General features: G+C 64.0%; 22 protein-coding genes. 12 read left to right on the plus strand and 10 right to left on the minus strand.

The features are described from left to right. Nucleotides 1-38: 38 nt before the first annotated feature. On the plus strand, nucleotides 39-872 hold the full coding sequence (locus ACN0TK_RS06670; RefSeq protein WP_417308687.1) for an AraC family transcriptional regulator: 834 nt from the start codon (nucleotides 39-41) through the stop codon (nucleotides 870-872). A gap of 40 nt (nucleotides 873-912) precedes the next feature. Next, nucleotides 913-1,374: a phosphoribosyl-AMP cyclohydrolase gene (gene hisI / locus ACN0TK_RS06675; protein ID WP_417308688.1), complete on the plus strand. Its 462-nt coding sequence runs from the start codon at nucleotides 913-915 to the stop codon at nucleotides 1,372-1,374. Here the strand turns inward: hisI and ACN0TK_RS06680 are convergent. Then, nucleotides 1,371-1,592: a SlyX family protein gene (locus tag ACN0TK_RS06680; protein WP_417308689.1), complete on the minus strand. Its 222-nt coding sequence runs from the start codon at nucleotides 1,590-1,592 to the stop codon at nucleotides 1,371-1,373. The two genes, hisI and ACN0TK_RS06680, sit on opposite strands and share 4 nt — an antisense overlap. After that, nucleotides 1,589-2,326, minus strand: a complete 738-nt coding sequence (locus ACN0TK_RS06685; RefSeq protein WP_417308690.1) for a rhomboid family intramembrane serine protease — start codon at nucleotides 2,324-2,326, stop codon at nucleotides 1,589-1,591. Before ACN0TK_RS06685 ends, ACN0TK_RS06680 begins: the two co-directional genes overlap by 4 nt. Before the next feature lie 189 nt (nucleotides 2,327-2,515). Between ACN0TK_RS06685 and ACN0TK_RS06690 the strand changes: the two genes are divergently transcribed. Together ACN0TK_RS06690 and ACN0TK_RS06695 are read left to right on the plus strand one after the other, a co-directional pair. After that, complete coding sequence (locus ACN0TK_RS06690) at nucleotides 2,516-3,175, plus strand: PAS domain-containing protein (RefSeq protein WP_417308691.1); 660 nt, start codon at nucleotides 2,516-2,518, stop codon at nucleotides 3,173-3,175. A gap of 103 nt (nucleotides 3,176-3,278) precedes the next feature. Continuing rightward, nucleotides 3,279-3,911, plus strand: coding sequence for a PilZ domain-containing protein (locus ACN0TK_RS06695; RefSeq protein WP_417308692.1), 633 nt, complete (start codon nucleotides 3,279-3,281; stop codon nucleotides 3,909-3,911). On the opposite strand, the gene ACN0TK_RS06700 is transcribed toward ACN0TK_RS06695, so the two are convergent. Continuing rightward, a complete protein-coding gene (locus tag ACN0TK_RS06700) occupies nucleotides 3,908-5,095 on the minus strand; it encodes a sensor histidine kinase (RefSeq protein ID WP_417308693.1) in 1,188 nt (395 codons plus the stop codon). The two genes, ACN0TK_RS06695 and ACN0TK_RS06700, sit on opposite strands and share 4 nt — an antisense overlap. A 279-nt stretch (nucleotides 5,096-5,374) precedes the next feature. Here ACN0TK_RS06700 and ACN0TK_RS06705 point away from each other — a divergent pair, with 279 nt between their 5' ends. After that, nucleotides 5,375-6,001, plus strand: a complete 627-nt coding sequence (locus ACN0TK_RS06705) for a transglutaminase-like cysteine peptidase (protein ID WP_417308694.1) — start codon at nucleotides 5,375-5,377, stop codon at nucleotides 5,999-6,001. 7 nt (nucleotides 6,002-6,008) lie between these two features. On the opposite strand, the gene ACN0TK_RS06710 is transcribed toward ACN0TK_RS06705, so the two are convergent. Beyond that, on the minus strand, nucleotides 6,009-6,323 hold the full coding sequence (locus ACN0TK_RS06710; protein ID WP_417308695.1) for a DUF6949 family protein: 315 nt from the start codon (nucleotides 6,321-6,323) through the stop codon (nucleotides 6,009-6,011). 113 nt (nucleotides 6,324-6,436) lie between these two features. On the opposite strand from ACN0TK_RS06710, the gene ACN0TK_RS06715 reads away from it, so the two are divergent. Beyond that, a complete protein-coding gene (locus ACN0TK_RS06715; RefSeq protein WP_417308696.1) occupies nucleotides 6,437-7,105 on the plus strand; it encodes a hypothetical protein in 669 nt (222 codons plus the stop codon). Between the two features lie 21 nt (nucleotides 7,106-7,126). Here the strand turns inward: ACN0TK_RS06715 and ACN0TK_RS06720 are convergent, their stop codons facing one another. The 3 genes from ACN0TK_RS06720 to ACN0TK_RS06730 all read right to left on the minus strand — a co-directional run bounded on the left by ACN0TK_RS06720 (nucleotide 7,127) and on the right by ACN0TK_RS06730 (nucleotide 9,137). Beyond that, nucleotides 7,127-7,345: a DUF3126 family protein gene (locus tag ACN0TK_RS06720; RefSeq protein WP_417308697.1), complete on the minus strand. Its 219-nt coding sequence runs from the start codon at nucleotides 7,343-7,345 to the stop codon at nucleotides 7,127-7,129. Nucleotides 7,346-7,458: 113 nt separating this feature from the next. Beyond that, nucleotides 7,459-8,280, minus strand: coding sequence for a serine O-acetyltransferase (gene cysE, locus ACN0TK_RS06725; protein WP_417308698.1), 822 nt, complete (start codon nucleotides 8,278-8,280; stop codon nucleotides 7,459-7,461). A 104-nt stretch (nucleotides 8,281-8,384) separates the two neighbouring features. After that, complete coding sequence (locus ACN0TK_RS06730; RefSeq protein WP_417308699.1) at nucleotides 8,385-9,137, minus strand: alpha/beta fold hydrolase; 753 nt, start codon at nucleotides 9,135-9,137, stop codon at nucleotides 8,385-8,387. Between the two features lie 123 nt (nucleotides 9,138-9,260). Between ACN0TK_RS06730 and ACN0TK_RS06735 the strand changes: the two genes are divergently transcribed. From ACN0TK_RS06735 to ACN0TK_RS06745, 3 genes are all read left to right on the plus strand, one after another. Then, complete coding sequence (locus tag ACN0TK_RS06735) at nucleotides 9,261-9,506, plus strand: zinc-finger domain-containing protein (protein WP_417308700.1); 246 nt, start codon at nucleotides 9,261-9,263, stop codon at nucleotides 9,504-9,506. 10 nt (nucleotides 9,507-9,516) lie between these two features. Then, nucleotides 9,517-10,755, plus strand: a complete 1,239-nt coding sequence (locus tag ACN0TK_RS06740) for an FAD-dependent monooxygenase (protein WP_417308701.1) — start codon at nucleotides 9,517-9,519, stop codon at nucleotides 10,753-10,755. A 72-nt stretch (nucleotides 10,756-10,827) separates the two neighbouring features. Then, nucleotides 10,828-12,183 (plus strand): TCR/Tet family MFS transporter, encoded by a 1,356-nt coding sequence (locus ACN0TK_RS06745; protein ID WP_417308702.1) that lies wholly within the window; start codon nucleotides 10,828-10,830, stop codon nucleotides 12,181-12,183. Nucleotides 12,184-12,210: 27 nt separating this feature from the next. On the opposite strand, the gene ACN0TK_RS06750 is transcribed toward ACN0TK_RS06745, so the two are convergent. The 3 genes from ACN0TK_RS06750 to ACN0TK_RS06760 form a co-directional block, all read right to left on the minus strand. Next, the gene (locus ACN0TK_RS06750) at nucleotides 12,211-12,768 is read right to left on the minus strand and encodes an NUDIX hydrolase (protein WP_417308703.1); all 558 of its coding nucleotides are present in this window, start codon (nucleotides 12,766-12,768) and stop codon (nucleotides 12,211-12,213) included. A gap of 7 nt (nucleotides 12,769-12,775) precedes the next feature. After that, entirely contained in the window at nucleotides 12,776-14,197 is a 1,422-nt protein-coding gene (gndA, locus tag ACN0TK_RS06755) for an NADP-dependent phosphogluconate dehydrogenase (protein ID WP_417308704.1), read from the minus strand. A 140-nt stretch (nucleotides 14,198-14,337) separates the two neighbouring features. Continuing rightward, nucleotides 14,338-14,793 (minus strand): SRPBCC family protein, encoded by a 456-nt coding sequence (locus tag ACN0TK_RS06760; RefSeq protein ID WP_417308705.1) that lies wholly within the window; start codon nucleotides 14,791-14,793, stop codon nucleotides 14,338-14,340. 95 nt (nucleotides 14,794-14,888) lie between these two features. On the opposite strand from ACN0TK_RS06760, the gene ACN0TK_RS06765 reads away from it, so the two are divergent. The 3 genes from ACN0TK_RS06765 to ACN0TK_RS06775 all read left to right on the plus strand — a co-directional run bounded on the left by ACN0TK_RS06765 (nucleotide 14,889) and on the right by ACN0TK_RS06775 (nucleotide 17,388). Continuing rightward, nucleotides 14,889-15,662 (plus strand): glucose 1-dehydrogenase, encoded by a 774-nt coding sequence (locus ACN0TK_RS06765; RefSeq protein ID WP_417308706.1) that lies wholly within the window; start codon nucleotides 14,889-14,891, stop codon nucleotides 15,660-15,662. Beyond that, on the plus strand, nucleotides 15,631-16,191 hold the full coding sequence (locus ACN0TK_RS06770; protein WP_417308707.1) for a gluconokinase: 561 nt from the start codon (nucleotides 15,631-15,633) through the stop codon (nucleotides 16,189-16,191). Before ACN0TK_RS06765 ends, ACN0TK_RS06770 begins: the two co-directional genes overlap by 32 nt. A 177-nt stretch (nucleotides 16,192-16,368) precedes the next feature. Continuing rightward, entirely contained in the window at nucleotides 16,369-17,388 is a 1,020-nt protein-coding gene (locus ACN0TK_RS06775; protein ID WP_417308708.1) for an alpha/beta hydrolase, read from the plus strand. Nucleotides 17,389-17,475: the final 87 nt, after the last annotated feature.

The raw sequence follows: 17,475 nt of genomic DNA on the forward strand, positions 1-17,475 counted from the left end.
ATCCGGCATAGAATGGTGGCTTCGTCAGGGAAACCGCCATGTCCGTCATCGACAAGACCATCTGGCTGATCGAATCGCACCTCGGTGCGCCGCTCGATCTCGACACCATGGCCGAGCATGCGGGCGTCTCGCGCTCACATCTCAGCCGGGTGTTTTCCTTCGCCACCGGCATCTCGCTCTCCGGCTATCTGCGTGGCCGCCGCCTCTCGATGGCGGCCAGGGCGCTTGCCGCGGGCGCGCCTGACATTCTCGAGGTCGCGCTCGATGTCGGCTACGGGTCCCACGAGGCATTCACCCGCGCTTTTCGCGACCAGTTCGGCGTGACGCCGGAACAGGTGCGGCGACAGCGCTCCGTCCAAACGCTCACGCTTGTGGAGCCTCTCGACATGACAACCGATACCGATTTCAGCCTCGCCGACCCGACGATCGAAACCCGCCCGCCGATGCGCGTTGCCGGACTGCTCGAACATCACGACATGAGCGACGGCAACGCCTTCCCCGCCCACTGGCAGCGGTTTGGCCCCTTTATCGGCAATGTCCCCGGCGCGATCCCGGGCCCCGCCTATGGGGTCTGCACCGCCATGGAAGGCGAAATCTGCAGCTATGCCGCGGCGATGGAGATCACCGAGCGCGCCGAACTGCCACCGGAGTTCACGGTGATCGAAATACCCGGCGGACGCTGGGCGCGGTTCCCGCATACGAGCCATATCTCGATGATCCGCTCGACCGTCAGCGCCATCTTCACCCGCTGGATGCCCGAGGCACATGAGCAGCAGGCCGAGGACATCAGCTTCGTCGAGTATTACGGCGCCGATTTCGATCCCCGCCGCGGGACCGGCACGGTGGAAATCTGGATCCGGCTGGTCGACTGACCCTCTGGCCTAAGCTCAGGGCGGGCGCTATATCCCGCCCATGAGCACTGATACCGGCAGCACCGCAGCATTCACCGATCCCGCGACCCTCGACCATGACGCGCTGGAGGAAGGCACTGCCTTCGCGCCGCGCTTCGACGACAAGGGGCTGGTGACCGCCATCGCACAGGATGCCGGGAGCGGCCGCGTGCTGATGGTGGCGCATATGAATGCCGAGGCCCTGTCGCTGACCATCGAGACTGGCGTCGTGCACTACTGGTCGCGCTCGCGTGGCGCGCTGTGGAAGAAGGGCGAAACCTCGGGCGAGGTGCAGGAGCTGGTCAGCCTGGCGACCGACTGCGACCAGGACGTGCTGCTCTTGAAGGTCAACCAGACCGGGCGCGGCGCCGCCTGCCACACCGGACGGGTCAGCTGCTTTTACCGCGAACTCGACGAAACTGGCGCGCTAAGGGACACGGGCGAAGCCCGGCTGTTCGACCCCAAGGCGGTCTACAAGGCCTAGTAATGCGGCGGCGGGGGTTCCTGCGCCGGTGAGAGCGCCGGATTGGCCTCGACCTCGGCCAGTTGCGCCCCGAGCTGCTGCAGCTCGCGCTTCAGCTTGTCGACCAGCCGGAACTGGTCGGCCAGCGCCTGGCTGAGATCCTCGATCGTGCGATCCTGAAAAGTCATCGCGGTTTCAAGCGCTTCGACGCGCGCTTCGAGATCGGTGATTTGGGTCATGATGGATGCCGCTCGAACAATGGGGTGACAAACAGGCCGGCGAGAAAGCCGCCGAGATGCGCCTGCCAGGCAATGCCGATCGTCTGACCGAAAAGCAAAGGCAGGAAGGGCACGGCGGCGTTCAGCACCACCCAGATGATGATGAAAAACCGGGCCCGGCGATCGCGTGACAGCTCATCCAGCGTCGCCATCCGCCGGCCCAGCGCGATGCGTTCGCCGGTGTCGGGATGGGTGGTGAACAGCACCGGCTGGAAGATGAAACGGCAGGCGGCACCCGTGAGCGCCGCGATGCCGCCGGAAGCGCCGACCAGCACGGCGACTTCCGGCAGTGTGGTGACGGCGAAAGCCAGCGCACCGACGGCGGCGCCGCCGAAAAACAGGATCAGCGTCGGCCCTACCCCATAGCGCCGCGCCACCGGCGTACCGAAGATCGCCAGCCAGGCGGCGTTGAGCAGAAAGTGCTCCCAGCCGGCATGCAGCAGGGCATGGGTGAAGGGCGTCCAGACCAGTGGCAGCAACCCGCCCGGCAAGCTCGATTCGTCAAGCACCCGCACCGGGATGAAGGCGAACCACACGATTAAGGTTTCGGCCGCAGCGCCGTTCAGAACGAAAGCCTGCACCAGCTGCACGACGAACAGCACGCCGAGCAGAATGGTGATGACGAGCGGCAGCAGGATGGCCGGCTCGCGCGGCGGAATATCCTGATTTTGCTGGGGGTGCGGAAGGTCGGTCATGGGCTCTCGCGCGCTGGATGCGGCCCACCTTCTATCCAACCCGGGCTCACTTATCCACACGACGTCGCCCACGTTAACCCTAACAATTGTTTAAGGGCGATTTTGCGAATGCCTTTTGCGAGTGTGCCTTCGCGGCGGTTGAGTCTCTCAAAAACGACTCGGTCTCAGTCTCTGAACACGGATATCGGCATGCAAAAAGCGAGCAGCAAAACGCTCTTCGAATACTGGAATGGGCTTCGCGGTTCGCGCAGTGCCCCGGATCGCCGAGACATCGATCCGACCCGGATTCGTTCGGCGCTCGCCAATACGTTCATCCTGGAACTGAACGACGCCAACGAGTTCGATTTCCGCCTCGCCGGGTCGCATCTGTGCTCCACCTACTCGCGTGAGCTGAAGGGCCGCTCCTTCACCGGCCTGTGGCATCATCGCGACCGTGACGCGATGGATACGCTGATCCGTGCCGTGACCGAAGATCATGCCGCGGCGCTGATCACCTTTCAGGGGACGACCGCAGTCCAGAGCAGCCTGACGGTCGAAACCATCCTGCTGCCCCTGCGCCACAACGGCACCACCAACCAGCGCATCCTGGGTGCGATGACGGTGGTCGACGAGCCCTACTGGTTCGGCGTGCAGCCGATCCTCGAACAGCGCATCACCGGCCTGCGCCTGATCTGGCCCGACGACGTGTCGCTGTCGGATCGCGCCCGCGACGTCGCCGCGTCGGTTCCGCAGGACGATGATTTTGCAAGTGCATTGGCCGCTGTACCGCACCCGATGAGCGCCACGATTTTCGGTCGTTCGGCCCGTCGTTATGCTCATCTGGCGGTCATCGACGGTGGACGTAACTGAAATTCGCTAGGTTTCTGACAAGCTTATACTGTCCGATCACTTTCAGTTAACCAAAGCAGTCTAGTGTGGCACCGTTCATGGAACTGTCCCGGCGCCGCACTCAATGCTCAACGACGATCCGCTCACCCAGCGCACAACGCGCCCCCTTCGCGTCTATCAACAGATGCCGCGCTTTCAGCGCGTCAAGGTTTCGGTGCTCGGACGATACATGCTGGCGGATCGGCGTGAGTTTCCCTGTCAGGTTCTCGAGATGTCTCCGGGCGATGCTGTGATGATCGCCCCGGTCGCCGGGCAGGTCGGTGAACGGGTGATTGCCTATCTCGACAGCCTTGGCCGGGTGGAAGGCGAAATCATCGAACTGATCGACGGCGGCTTCAAGGCCTCGCTCAGTGCTTCACCGCGCAAGCGCGACAAGCTGGCGGCGCAGCTGACCTGGCTGGCCAACAAGGATCTGCTCGGTCTGCCCGAGGATCGGCGGCACGAGCGCGTGGTGCCGGACAACCGGCATTCGACGGTCGTTCTCGACGATGGCCGGCGCTACAATTGCAAGATCATCGATATTTCGCTCTCGGGTGCAGCGGTCGAGCTGGCCGTGCGGCCGACCATCGGCACGCCCTGCACACTGGGCCGCATGCGCGCCAAGATCGTTCGACATTTCCAGGACGGCGTCGGCGTCGAGTTCACCTCGGCCCAGGAAATGATCAACGTCGTGCAGCAGAACCTGCGCGTCAACTAGGCGGTCGCGCCGGCCTGAGCGCCGGTCTCGGGCGGCAGGGAAATGCTGCCTGTGAGCACATAGTGCAACCCGTCCTCGGCGAACCGGGTCTCCCCCACACCACTGAAATAGCTCGGCACGATCCGCCTCATCAGCTGCGAACCGAAGCCATTGCGTGTTGGCGGCGCCACTGGCGGACCACCCTGCTCGCGCCATTCCATGGTGAAACCGCTGTCGGCATCGACCGCCCAGCTCAACCTCACCCGGCCGGTGTCATTGGACAATGCGCCATATTTCGTCGCATTGGTCGCCAGCTCGTGGATGGCCAGCGCCACCCCGAGCGCATTCTGCGACGGGATCATCGTCTCCGGTCCCTCGACGGTGATGCGTCCATTCTCCTGGTGCGGTTTCAACGCCTGCGAGACCATGGCGCGCAGCCCGGTGGAAGAGGAACGCACATTGGTCAGCACGTCCTGTGCATTCGCCAGGGCGCTGATCCGCTGCGAAACCGTCTCATTGGCCTCGGCGAGACTGTCGGCATGCCGAAGCGTCTGTGAGACCACTGCCTTGGTCATCGAGAAGATGTTCTTCATCCGATGCATCATCTCGCGATGAATGACGCGGTGCTGCTCATCGAGCTTATGCTGCAGCTCAAGCTGCCGCCTGGCCTCTTCGGCACTGCGGGTCAGTTCATGCCGCGCCTCGACAGCGGCCGTCGTCTCGGTAGCGATGTCGATCAGCCCGGCAACTTTGCCCGCGTCATCATACAGCGGACTATAGGAATAGGACCAATAGGTCTGCTCCTCGACACCGTTGCGGGTCATGACGAGCGGCATATCCTCGACCCAGGTGCCTTTGCCTGACAGCGCCTCGATGACGACCGGCGCGACATCGTCCCACACATCGCTCCAGATCTGCTCGAAGGGCTGGCCGAGCGCGCCAGCCTCCTTCTTGCCAAGGAACGGCGCGTAGTCATCATTGTATATGAGATTGAGATCGCGCCCCCAGAACAGGCAGATCGGCTGGCGTGACAGCAGCGCCATCTGCACCACCGAGCGCAGCGCCGCGGGCCAGTCTGCCAGCTGCCCGATCGATGTCCTGGACCAGTCATAGTCGGTGATTTCGCGCGCCATGCGCCCGCCCTCGGCAAGGAAGTCAGGCGGCTGCAGCGCGCCAACATGGGTCCAGATGTCGTGAGTGTTCATTGCCGTGGGGGTCCGGAAAAGAGGCGAACCCTACATAGCCTCGACTCTGCCGCCGCGTCGACTGGCAAGGTGACCGCCGCGTGCGGCGCAGCACCGCGCCCCTCGCTCGGCGCCTTAAGAGAACCAGAATAAGCAGCCTTAGCAGGCACTTAACGCCGCGGCCTGATGGCTAACGAGGTGTCACCACACTCGTTCAAACTCGTCTAAAAACTAGCTTGCAGTTTTTCGTTCGGGGCAATTCGGCACCGTCATCGTGGTTTCCGTCAGGGGACCACACGAATGTCGAACGCCAAGACCAAAATCGCGACTGCCATCTTCGCCCTGCTGTTCGGGCTGGGAGTGATCCAGACCGCCGCGGCGGGTCAGGTCAACTTCGCCGATCCGGCCTTTGCCCGCACCGGCAACATCACCAGCATCCCGGTTGGCCATTCGGAATTCTGCAAGAGCCATCGCAGCGAATGCGGCCCCAACCGCGATCCAGTCGCCGCCATGGTGCTGACCGATCAGCGCTGGCAGGAACTGCAGCAGATCAACTCGGTGATCAACATGGCCGTGATCCCAGTGACCGACCTCGACTATTATAAGGTCTCGGAATACTGGGCTTACCCACAGGGCTATGGCGACTGCGAGGATTTCGTGCTGGCCAAGCGTCAGGCGCTGATCGCCGCGGGCTGGAACCCCTCCACCCTGCTGATCACCGTGGTGCGCGAGCGCAATGGCAACGGCCACGCGGTCCTGATGGTGCGCACCGACCGCGGCGACCTGGTGCTCGACAATCAGGATGGCCGGGTGCTGCTGTGGAACCAGACGCCCTACGAATATCTCAAGCGCCAGTCACAGGCGAGCGCCGGCCAGTGGGTCGACATTCTGGCCGACAACCAGGTCTATGTCGCCGCTGCGCAGTAAGCAGCGCCTAGAGGAACGAGACGTAGGTGCCGACGATCATCAGGCCGGTGATGAAGCTCCAGCCGAAGGCGACGAAAGCGGCGACCAGACCCATGCTGATGGACATCGTCTCGCCCTGCTGACGCCAGCCCATCTGCAGCATGATGTAGGGCCCGCAGAAAAAGCTCATCACCAGATTGCCCAGGCCATGCCAGATGGTCTTGCCATCATAGCGCAACATCGCCTGTTGCCGCGCGATCATCTGGTACAGATGCGTCCCTGCCCCTGCGATACACAGTCCTACGCACATGATGAAACCGGCCAGTATCAGTTCGCGCGACATGCAATACTCCCGACGGCGATATCACGCGAACCCGCGTGACTATTAACCCTTCGTTAAGCATATGCGGCGCTGAATGATCTGTCACTCCAGCCCGGCCAGACTGGTTAATGCCGATGGCAACATCCACCGATTCATCTCCTGCACGCGCCGCGAGCCCGGTGGCATTCAACCTGGCGACGCTGGCGCTGACGATGGTCGCCCTGGGTCTGGGCCTTGCCTATCTCATTGATTCCGCTGGCCGTGCGGCGCGCGCGCCGACCGTCTCGGACATTACGGTGGTGACCCGTACGCTCAGCGGCACCGACCTGAAGATTCCGCTCGGCTGGTTTCGCTATGAAGAGATCGAGGGCGAAGGGCTGACCAAGCAGATCGACCTGAAATTCGACCTGCCCCTTGGCGCCAATGGCGAAAGCCGCGAGGTCGATGCCACGCTGGTACCGCGCAGTCGCGTGCGCCCGAGCGCCGCGCTGCTCGACGGCGTCTATCTGCACCAGTTCGGCCCCGAGCAGCTCAGCGGCCCGCCGGGTCTGGTCGGCAAGCCGCTGCGCGCGGGCGATGGCTTTGACGGGGAGACGGTGTGGTATGACCCGCTGTCGGTGTCACCCTTCGTCGCCAAGTGCAGCGCACCATTGGCGGAAGGGACGGCCGGGCGCTGCGTGCGGACGGTTTATCTGGGGGCGGGCATCGCGGCAGTCTATGCCTTCGACGATGACGCCCTGCCCGGCTGGCGCCGTTTCGATGAGGCGCTCAATGTCCGTTTCACGACAATCGGCGCTCTCTAGCGAGCGCCGATCCGAAGCGGCTTATTCGACCTCGTCGAGGTCCACGTCCAGAATGGCCATCTGGAAATTATAGGACCGGTCACCGTCCTCGTCGTCGACGTAGATCAGGCCCATGAACTCCTCGCCGAGATAGACCTCGACGCTGTCGCTCTGCTTGTTGCGCGGCCGGACGTCGAGATTCCGGTTGTTGAACTTCTGCTGCAGATATTTCTGCAGCTTGATGATTTCCGGATGGTTCACGGTACGGCTCCTGAAGGGGGGCTGGAAAGCTCGCCACAATAGGCATTGAGGCGAAGCGAACAATCCCCGCTTTGGGGTTTTTTCCCGCTGTTCTGCCGTGAAATCGCCGCGGATCAGATGTTCGCGTCGGTCTCGCAGACATGCTCCATCACCGAGGCGGGATGCGCAACGCCGGGCTGGCCGATGATCTTGGCGGGCACGCCGGCGACCGTGACACGCGGCGGAACCGGCTTGGTGACGACCGAACCGGCGCCGACCCGGGAGCACTCGCCCACCGTGATATTGCCCAGAACGATGGCGCCAGCGCCGATCAGGACGCCATTGCCGATCTTGGGGTGCCGGTCTTCTTCGGACTTGCCGGTACCGCCGAGGGTAACGCCCTGGAGGATCGAAACATTGTCACCAACGACGGCGGTCTCGCCGACGACGAAGCCCGTGGCGTGATCGAGCATGATGCCACGCCCGAACTTGGCGGCAGGGTTGATGTCGACCTGGAACACCGAGCTGGCGCGGCTTTGCAGATAGAGCGCGAACTCGCGCCGGCCCGCCGTCCACAGCGCATGGGTGAAGCGGTGCGTCTGGATGGCGTGGTAGCCCTTGAAGTAGAGGAAGCAATCGACCGCCTTGTGCAGCGCCGGGTCGCGTTCGAGCGTCGCGGCGAGATCGGCGCGCGCGGCATTGCCGATATCGGGGTCGTATTCCAGCGCATCCTCGAAGGCCTGCCGGATGAGATCGGCGGAGACATCGCGATGATCGAGCCGCTCGGCGAGCCGATGCGCCAGCGCCTCTTCGAAACTGTCGTGGTTGAGCACGTTGGCGTAGATCAGATTGCCCAGCGACGGCTCGGCGGCGACGACGTTGCGCGCCCCGGCCAGCACGGCATCCCACACCGGATCGATGGAGGTCACATTGGCCGGTTGGGTCTTCGCAGTCATTCGAACGTCTCCATCGTCATGTGACGATATAAGATGGCAGCATGTCTGGACACAAGCTATTGCGCATCCAGAGGTTCAATTTCCAGTTCTTGCGGGCTGAATGGTTACTTGTGCTGCTCAAGGAAGGCGAGGGCTGCCCGCTTGAACTGCGGGTCGCCGGTGGCCCGCATGTGATCGCGGCGCGGGATGGTGAACGCCTCGCCATTGGGTAAGAGATCCGCCAGCGCGTCGGCCGGACCGGCCATTTCATCTTCCTCGCCAACGGCGACCAGCACCGGGACGGTGATGCGCGACACGTCCTCAGCCGGCATGGGTTCGCGCGAGGTGACCATGCAGGCGGCGAGCGCCGCGCGATCGGCGCCATTGTGATCGGCGAAGATGCGGAACATCCGCCCGATCTTGCTTTTCACCTGATCGAGCGAGTCTGCGGTGAGCGCCGAGATGATCTCTTCGCTGTCTTCGAGCCCCGACATCAGATTGCCGCCCATGCCGCCCATGATGGCGCAGCTGACGCGATCGGGATGATTGAGGGCGAGGAAGGCCGTGATGCGCGCGCCCATAGAATAGCCCATGACCGCAGCCTCGCTCAGTCCCAGATGGTCGAGCAGGTTCAGCGCGTCCCTGGCCATCTGATGGGCGAAATAGAGCTTGGTGTCATACAGCTTGCGCGAGTCGCCATGGCCGCGATTGTCCATGGTGATCGCCTGATACCCGGCGTCGGTGAGGGTTTTGACCCAGCCGGTATCGACCCAGTTCACCTTGCCAGTTGAGCCGAACCCGTGAATCAGCAGGATCGGGCGGCCTTCGCCATGCACGTCATAGGCAATCGAGATGCCATCGGAGAGGAACTGAGCCAAGCAAAACACCTTGTTATCAGCCGCGGTTCTAGCAAAGCGCACCGGCGAGGTGAACCCGCGCAGTTCGGCTTTCCAAGCTGCCGCTTCATCGCTATGTTCCGCCCCAATCGGAAAGGACGACCCATGGCGCACGAGAGCATTCCGCATTTCCACAACACCCAGGGCCTGGCACGGATTGCCATCGGCTCCAAGGAATTCCAGTGTATCGGTGCGCTGCCGCCGTTCGACCACCCGCATGTCTATCTGGACATGGGTAAGGACGCCGAGATCGTCTGCCCCTATTGCTCGACGCTCTATGTGTTCGACGCCAGCCTGGCAGCCGGCACCTCGGAGCCGCTGTCGGCTGTCTATCAGTTCGAACCCGCCTGAGTTCCCCGCCATGTCCGGGAACGGACGCACCATATACATAGCCGGAGCCGGCATTGCCGGCATGACCCTGGCGCTCGCCCTTGCCAAGTTCGGCGCCACCGTGGTGGTGATCGAGCGTCAGCCGCATGTGCAGGAGGTCGGCGCCGGGCTGCAGATCAGCCCCAATGCGCGCCGCATTCTCAATCGGCTCGGGCTCGACAAGGCCCTCAACGAGGTCGCCTTCGAGCCCAGTGGCATCGACATCTATCCCTATGGCGCCAAGCGCCCGCTGACGACGCTGGAACTGGGCCCGGTGATGCGCGAGCGCTTCGGCGCGTCCTATACGGTGATGCATCGCGCCGACCTGGCACAGGTGCTCTACCGGGCCTGCAAACGCTTCGCCAACATCGACCTGCTGTTCGGGGTGCGCGGCTATGACGTCGTCAGCCACGCCCGCGGCGTATCGGTGACCGTCGATGAGTCGGATGGCAAGTCGCGCAGCGCCCGCGCCTTCGCCTTCATCGGCGCCGACGGAGTGCATTCGCGCACCCGCACCGACGTGTTGATGGGCAAGGACGCGCAGTACTCGGGCACGGTCGCCTGGCGCATCGCGCTCGGCAAATCGGCACTGGCAAACATGCTGCCGGCCGACCGCACCACCATGCTGTGGGGCCCCGGCTACCATGCCGTCGTCTATCCGCTGCCGCAGCGCCGCCAGACCAATGTGGTGATGGTCGCCAAGCTGAAGGAAGACGCAGCCTTCAGCGCCAAGCCGCCCAAACGCCCCACCCTGCCCTGGTCGATGTTCCCCGATCCGCGCTTCAAGGCACTGCTCGAAGCCGCTGGCGACGACTGGGGCTTTTGGCCGATCAACACGGTGGAAACCGACACGCTGAGCGAGGGCAGTGTCGGGCTGGTCGGTGACGCCGCTCATGCCATGGTGCCGTTCCAGGCCCAGGGCGCGGCCATGGCAATCGAGGACGCGGCCATTCTTGCGCCGCTGCTGATGACCGAACCCGACGCGGCCTCCGCCCTGACCCGCTATGCGGGCTTGCGCAAGCCGCGGCTCGAACAGGTGCGCAAGGTCTCGCTGAGCAATGCGCTCGCCTTTCATCTCGAATGGCCCTTCACCATCGCCCGCGATTCCGTGGTGCGCATGCAGGGGCCTCAGGGACACCTCAAGCGTCTCGCCTGGCTCTATGGCTATGACCCGGCGCCGGATCCGGATCTTCCTGCTGCGCCGCAACGTTCCTCACAGGGACACAGCTAATCTGCCGAACCGCTTGCCTTGTCGGCGAGCGTTGTGTCATCTGCGCCCATCAGCAATGGACCCCAGTTCCGTATGCCCGTATCACCACAATCGCGTCTCACCCTTGCCTGCATCCTGCTGACCATTCTGCTGGACATGCTGGGCTATGGCATCGTGCTGCCGGTTCTGCCGGAGCTGATCGAGAGCCTGACGGGCGGCAGCGTGGCCCAGGCCGCAGTGATCGGCGGCTGGCTGGTCTTCTCCTACTCGCTGATGCAGTTCATCTTCGGCCCGGTGCTCGGCAATCTGTCGGACCGCTTCGGACGCCGCCCGATCATCCTGATTTCGCTCATCGGATTGACGCTCGACTATCTGATCATGGGCTTTGCGCCGGTGCTGGCCTTCCTGTTTATCGGCCGGATCCTCGCGGGTATCTCCGGCGCCGCGGTGGCGACGGCAACCGCCTATATCGCCGACATTACCCCGCCAGAAAAACGTGCCCAGCGCTTCGGCCTGATCGGTGCCGCTTTCGGCCTCGGCTTCATTATCGGCCCGGTGATCGGCGGCCTGCTGGGCGAACTCGGTCCGCGCTGGCCGTTCTATGCTGCAGCCTTCCTCGCCTTTTCGAACTTCGTGTTCGGCCTGATCGTCCTGCCGGAAAGCCTCGCCAAGGAAAAGCGCCGCCCCTTCCGCTGGCGCCGCGCCAATCCGTTCGGCGCCCTTTTGGCGCTGAGCCACAATCCGGTGGTGCTGTGGCTGCTGGCGGCGCTGGGCCTGTTCACGCTGGCGAGCCAGGCCTTCCCCACGGTGTGGAACTTCTTCACGATCGAAGTGCTCGACTTCTCGTCCGGCCAGATCGGCCTCGCGCTCGGCGCCTTCGGCCTCGGCTTTGCGATCAGCCAGGCCCTGTTGATCGGTCCGGTGATCAAGCGCGTCGGCGAATGGGCAACGGTGCTGATCGGCATGCTCGCGGCCTCGATCGCCATGCTGGGCACGGCCTTCATCCATACCCAGTTCGGGCTCTATGGCTTCCTGATGGTGGGCTCGCTTGCCGGTCTCGCCGGTCCCGCGATCAACTCGCTGATGTCGCGCCAGGTCGCCGACGACGCGCAGGGCGAGTTGCAGGGCGCAATCAACGCCACAAATTCGCTGACCGCGATCATTGGCCCGCTGCTGGCGACACAGCTGTTCAACGCCTTCACCCAGGCGCCCAAGGATAGCGCGGGCTATTTCCCAGGCGCGCCCTTCCTCGGTGCGGGCATTCTGGTGGCGGTCGCTGCTGTGCTCTTCGTTTATGCCGCCAAGCGCTTCGATCTGATGCACCGGCCCCGCATCTCGAAGAAGGAGCATCACCACGATATTGGCCAGCCCGGCCAGCAGGTGACGCCGCCGCACGAGAGCAATACCGACGAGGATGACACCCGCGGCCCCTATATGGGCGGCACCTGAGGCGGGTGAACTGAGGCTCCGGAGCGCCTAGAGCGCGCGGAGGCGCGCCAGGCCTTTGGGCGAAATCTCTGCCAGGGCGTCGAGCGGATGCCAGCGGGCGCCATGCACTTCCTCGAGCTGCGCCGTGAGCGGCGCCTGAGGATCGGCGACAAACAGATATTGCAGATCGTGGTGCACATGCACCGGCTCGTTGCGCGCCGGCTTGCCCGGCACGTCATGACTGTCGATGACGAAGGGCAGGTCCCCGCCCTGGTGCCAGGGATGCAACTGCAGCCCGGCAATCCCCGTCTCTTCGACCACTTCCCTTGCGGCCGAGTCGGCAAAGCACTCGGCCGGCTCGTAATGCCCGCCCGGCTGCAGCCAGCGGCCGATGGTGACGTGGTCGATCAACAGGATCTGGCTGTGATCGGCCGAAACGACGAAGGCGCTGGTGGTCAGATGCCCCGGCAGCGTCTCGCGGCTGTCGAGCGGATGCCGTTCTGCCATCTGCCAGCGCAGCAGCGACAGATGCTCGTGCGGCCCGGCCACCTCCGTGAGGTAGCGCCGGACCGCCGTATCGAGTGCGGCCGTGAAATCGGGCGTCACCGCCCGATCAATGCTCGAGCGTCGACGGCCAGTCGTGGTGCTGCTCGCCCTCGCGGTCGGTGAGGATGAAGCCGTGGGCGCCGAAGAAGTCGCGCTGGCCCTGCGTCAGGTTGGTCGTGCCCAGCGCCTGGCGGTAGCTATCGAAATAGGCCAGCGAGGCAGAAAGGCAGATCATCGGCAGCTCGGCAGTCGCCGCGACGGCGACGATCTTGCGCAGCGAGCCGTTGGCCGTCTTCATGATCTCGACGAAGTCCGGCACCATCAGCAGGTTGGTGTTTTCGCCCTGCGCATAGGCGGCCGACATCTGGTCGAGGAAGCGGGAGCGGATGATGCAGCCGGCGCGCCAGATCTTGGCGATTGTGGCAAGCGGCAGGTTCCAGCCGAACTCTTCCGACGCCTTGGCCATCACGACGAAACCCTGGGCATAGGACACGATCTTGCCGGCGAGCAGCGCCTGCTCGAGATCGCCCAGATCGACATGCGCGCCACCGAGCCCAGCCGGCTTGCCGTAGACGGCCTCGGCGGCGACGCGCTCGTCCTTGCGCGAGGAGATCGAGCGGGCCGCGACGGCGCCCTCGATGGCGGTGGCGGGCACGCCGAGCTGCTGAGCGGCGATGGCCGACCAGATGCCGGTGCCCTTCTGGCCCGCCTTGTCGAGGATCAGTTCGACCAACGGCGTGCCGGTTTTTGGCTCCACCGCGTCGAGCACATGCCCGGTGATCTCGATCAGGTAGGAATTGAGCGGCCCCTTGTTCCACTCGCGAAACACTTCGGCGGCCTCGCCCGGTGCCATGTGCAGCCCGTCGCGCATGATGCCGTAGACCTCGGCGATCATCTGCATGTCGCCATATTCGATGCCGTTGTGGATGGTCTTGACGAAATGGCCTGCGCCACCTTCGCCCAGATAGGCGCAGCACGGCTCGCCATCGAACTTGGCCGAGATCGCCTCGAGGATCGGCTGGGCATTCTTCCACTGCTCTTCGGGCCCACCGACCATGATCGAGGGGCCGTGGCGGGCGCCCTCCTCACCACCGGAGACGCCGATACCGAGAAAGCCGATGCCCTTTTCCTTGAGATACTCGAAGCGCCGCTGGCTGTCGGAGTACAGCGAGTTGCCGCATTCGAGGATGGCGTCGCCCTCCTCCAGCAACGGCAGCAGCTGCTCGATCATATCGTCGACCGGCTTGCCGGCCTTGACCATGATGATCACCGAGCGCGGCCGCTTGATCTTGGAGATGAAGGTGGCGAGATCGGCCTCGGGCACGACCTTGTCGTTCAGCCCCTGCTCCGTCGCCATACCGACGAAATCGTCGATACGGCTGGCGGTGCGGTTGTGCACGGCGATCGTATAGCCGTTTTCCGCGATGTTGAGGGCGAGGTTCGACCCCATGACGGCTAGCCCGATCAGGCCGATATCGGCAGACGACATGTGAATTCTCCCGTGCGAAGGCTGGTGATGTTGGCGGCTTTTTGGCACGGGTCGGCGGCGAACGCCACCGCTAAGCGGCGCATTCGGCATCGAACCTTGGTCGCGTGTCCCGGCAGCTCGGCCAGCCAGCTAAGGCGCGGCTAGTTGTCTGCCGCGGCGCTGGCACGGTTTTCGGCAAACAGCTTGAAGGCGTCCATATAGGTGGCGCTTTGCTTGCGGAACATGCCGGGCATCAGCCAGCCCATCACCTTGAGCATGCCGGTGAACTGGAAATCATTGTGCTGGTCCCAGCGGGTGCGGCCATCGCCCAAGTCGGTGAAGCGGTTCTGCACCACATTCAGCGCCCCGCGCGCGTCATAGCTGAGGTCATAGGCCTCGGGCAGCTCGCGGCGTAGTACCAGTTCGGTCATCTCCATGGGCTTACCGCCCATGTCGAACACCAGCCGCGCCTCGGCGCCCTCCTGGGTCGGCTGACCGGTGAGCTGCTCGCGCGACTTCAACCCCTGCTGCCAGTGCTGCGCATTCTCCGGATCGACAAACAACGCGACCGCCTCGTCGCGCGGGACATCCAGTTCAATGGAGTTGTCGTACTGCATAGGCTGATCCCCCATAGCCTCGGCTTGCATCCGCCAATGCGCTACCCTAACAAACTAGGCCAGTTTGATCCAATTGACCCAGAAACGGCCACGCGATGAGCAAGTCCCTGTCGATGTTTGATTTGTCCGGCAAGCGGGCGCTGATCACCGGATCGAGCCGTGGTATCGGGCTTGGTATTGCCCAGGTGATGGCCGAGGCCGGCGCCGAAATTCTGCTCAATGGGCGCAACCAGGAGGCTCTCGGCACCGCGGCCGCGTCGCTGGCCGAAACCGGCGCCTCGGTGAAGGCGCTGGCCTTCGACGTCACGAGCGAAGAAAGCGTCGACGACGCCATCTCCTATGCCGAAACCGAGATCGGGCCGGTCGATATTCTGGTCAACAATGCCGGCATGCAGCACCGCGCGCCGCTGGAAGACTTCCCGCTCGAAAACTTCCGCCAGGTGATCGACACCAACCTGACCTCGGCCTTCATCGTCGGCCGCGCTGTGGCGCGCGGCATGATTGCCCGCAAATCCGGCAGGATCATCAACATCTGCTCTGTGATGAGCAATCTCGCCCGACCCTCGATCGCGCCCTATGCGGCGAGCAAGGCGGCGATTGCCAATCTGACGCGTGGCATGGCCACCGACTGGGCCAAATACGGGCTCAACGTCAACGGCATCGCACCGGGCTATATCCGCACCGAACTCAACGAAGCGCTGCTGCAGAACGAAGAGTTCAACAGCTGGATTGAAACCCGCACGCCGATGGGGCGTTGGGGGGATCCGAGGGAACTCGGCGGCGCAGCGGTTTTCCTGGCCTCCGAGGCCTCAACATTCGTGAATGGACACATCCTTTATGTCGACGGCGCCTTCACAGCCACGGTCTGAGCCCGCCCGCATCATCATCGCGATGGGCGTTTCCTCCTCCGGCAAATCGGCCGTCGGCGCAGCCGTGGCCCGGCGCCTGCACGCGCCCTTCCTCGATGGCGACGCCTATCATCCAGCCGCCAACAAGCAGAAAATGGCCTCCGGTATTCCGCTGGAAGACGCCGATCGCTGGCCCTGGCTCGAAACCCTGGCCAAGGCGCTGCACGAGGCGGCGGACAAGAAGGGCGTCGTCGTCGGCGCCTGCTCGGCGCTGAAGCGCAGCTATCGCGATTTCATTACCGAAAAGGCCGGCGAGCCGGTGCTGTTCCTGTTCCTCGATGGCGATTTTGAAACCATCAAGAAGCGCATCGAGGCGCGGCAACACGAGTTCATGAACCCCGACCTGCTGCAAAGCCAGTTCGACACGCTGGAACGGCCCACCGAAGACGAAAATGTCCTCACCGTGGGCGTCGACGATCCGGTCGAAGCCACCGCCACCAAGGTGGTGAAGCAACTGGACCATCTGAAGGTTTTCAAGCGCGGCCAGTGACGGCTGGAGCGTATTTCCCGATTGCGGACAGCCAACGCTTCCATGTCGTGCGTTGGCCGGCTCTCGGCTCACAGCGGACTCAGCAGCAGTCGCGAGAACCGCGCATCGGTGGCCCCGGCGTGCGCGATATGCCATCACCCGGGCGCCCACCGAGGGCGCTGAGGAGATTCGCGCGTAATGCTGCTGATGGAAGCCCTGAAGTTCGTGCTGGGCGGGATCGCGATTTCGATCGGCGCCTATCTGTTGGTCGCGCTGGTTCTGGCGCTGGCGAACAGCCCTGTCGTGCCGGAATCCACGGGCCGCGCAATCGCGTTCACCTCGCTCACCGAAGCTGATTATGCCGACCTGCCACCTACCAGGTCTTTCGCCGCCCGGGATGGCGCGGGACTGTCCTACCGGCTTTATGGCGACCTGACGGCAGCGCGGCGCCTGCTCGTCCTCGTGCATGGCTCCGCCTGGCACGGCATGCAGTTTCACGCCATGGCGCGTGAGCTTTCGGGCGACCGCGAGACCGCCGTTGTCGTACCGGACCTGCGGGGACATGGCGCCAACCCGGTGACCCGCGGCGACGTTGCCCATATCGGGCAATTGGAAGAAGACCTCGCCGACCTCATCGGCGCCGTCACCGCGGCGCACGCGGACCTCACCGTCGTCCTCGCAGGGCACTCCTCCGGCGGCGGCCTGGTGGTCCGGTTTGCCGGCGGCGACTATGGCCGTCTGGCTGACGGCTTTGTGCTGATCGCGCCCTTCCTGAAACATAATGCGCCGACGACCCGCGCCAATTCGGGCGGCTGGGCATTCCCTGCCACACCGAGGATCGTCGGGCTGAGCATGCTCAACATGGTGGGGATCACCGCGCTGCACGGGCTGCCGGTCATCGCTTTCGCCATGCCACGCTCCGTGCTGGAAGGTCCCTACGGCGAGACGGTGACCACCAGCTACTCGTACCGCTTGAACACATCCATCGCCCCGCGCCCCGACTACGAGGCCGATCTGGCCGCCATCGACCGCCCGTTGCTGCTGCTGGTCGGCGCGGAAGACGAAGCATTCGAGGCCGAACGCTATGAACCCGTGATCTCAGCCCAGACCACCACTGGCACCTACGAGATCCTCCCCGAGGCGGGCCACATCGGCATACTCACCGATACGCGAAGCGTGCGGGTGATTAGGGACTGGCTGGCGTCGTCCGGACTCTGAACCGAGCAGCAGTCGCGAAACGCGATTGATGACTTCAAGGTGCCCGTTGTCAGGATCGTCTGAATGGGAGCAGGCGGCCGTATCGGC

The organism is Devosia sp. (assembly GCF_048261455.1).
In the GTDB taxonomy this organism is placed as follows: Bacteria; Pseudomonadota; Alphaproteobacteria; order Rhizobiales; family Devosiaceae; genus Devosia_A.

Bases quoted from the DNA above. Each gene is read 5' to 3' on its own strand.
- ACN0TK_RS06670 (WP_417308687.1), top strand. From the start codon at position 39: ATGTCCGTCATCGACAAGACCATCTGGCTGATCGAATCGCACCTCGGT.
- hisI (WP_417308688.1), top strand. From the start codon at position 913: ATGAGCACTGATACCGGCAGCACCGCAGCATTCACCGATCCCGCGACC.
- ACN0TK_RS06680 (WP_417308689.1), bottom strand. From the start codon at position 1,592: ATGACCCAAATCACCGATCTCGAAGCGCGCGTCGAAGCGCTTGAAACC.
- ACN0TK_RS06685 (WP_417308690.1), bottom strand. From the start codon at position 2,326: ATGACCGACCTTCCGCACCCCCAGCAAAATCAGGATATTCCGCCGCGC.
- ACN0TK_RS06690 (WP_417308691.1), top strand. From the start codon at position 2,516: ATGCAAAAAGCGAGCAGCAAAACGCTCTTCGAATACTGGAATGGGCTT.
- ACN0TK_RS06695 (WP_417308692.1), top strand. From the start codon at position 3,279: ATGCTCAACGACGATCCGCTCACCCAGCGCACAACGCGCCCCCTTCGC.
- ACN0TK_RS06700 (WP_417308693.1), bottom strand. From the start codon at position 5,095: ATGAACACTCACGACATCTGGACCCATGTTGGCGCGCTGCAGCCGCCT.
- ACN0TK_RS06705 (WP_417308694.1), top strand. From the start codon at position 5,375: ATGTCGAACGCCAAGACCAAAATCGCGACTGCCATCTTCGCCCTGCTG.
- ACN0TK_RS06710 (WP_417308695.1), bottom strand. From the start codon at position 6,323: ATGTCGCGCGAACTGATACTGGCCGGTTTCATCATGTGCGTAGGACTG.
- ACN0TK_RS06715 (WP_417308696.1), top strand. From the start codon at position 6,437: ATGGCAACATCCACCGATTCATCTCCTGCACGCGCCGCGAGCCCGGTG.
- cysE (WP_417308698.1), bottom strand. From the start codon at position 8,280: ATGACTGCGAAGACCCAACCGGCCAATGTGACCTCCATCGATCCGGTG.
- ACN0TK_RS06735 (WP_417308700.1), top strand. From the start codon at position 9,261: ATGGCGCACGAGAGCATTCCGCATTTCCACAACACCCAGGGCCTGGCA.
- ACN0TK_RS06740 (WP_417308701.1), top strand. From the start codon at position 9,517: ATGTCCGGGAACGGACGCACCATATACATAGCCGGAGCCGGCATTGCC.
- ACN0TK_RS06745 (WP_417308702.1), top strand. From the start codon at position 10,828: ATGCCCGTATCACCACAATCGCGTCTCACCCTTGCCTGCATCCTGCTG.
- gndA (WP_417308704.1), bottom strand. From the start codon at position 14,197: ATGTCGTCTGCCGATATCGGCCTGATCGGGCTAGCCGTCATGGGGTCG.
- ACN0TK_RS06760 (WP_417308705.1), bottom strand. From the start codon at position 14,793: ATGCAGTACGACAACTCCATTGAACTGGATGTCCCGCGCGACGAGGCG.
- ACN0TK_RS06765 (WP_417308706.1), top strand. From the start codon at position 14,889: ATGAGCAAGTCCCTGTCGATGTTTGATTTGTCCGGCAAGCGGGCGCTG.
- ACN0TK_RS06770 (WP_417308707.1), top strand. From the start codon at position 15,631: ATGTCGACGGCGCCTTCACAGCCACGGTCTGAGCCCGCCCGCATCATC.
- ACN0TK_RS06775 (WP_417308708.1), top strand. From the start codon at position 16,369: ATGCTGCTGATGGAAGCCCTGAAGTTCGTGCTGGGCGGGATCGCGATT.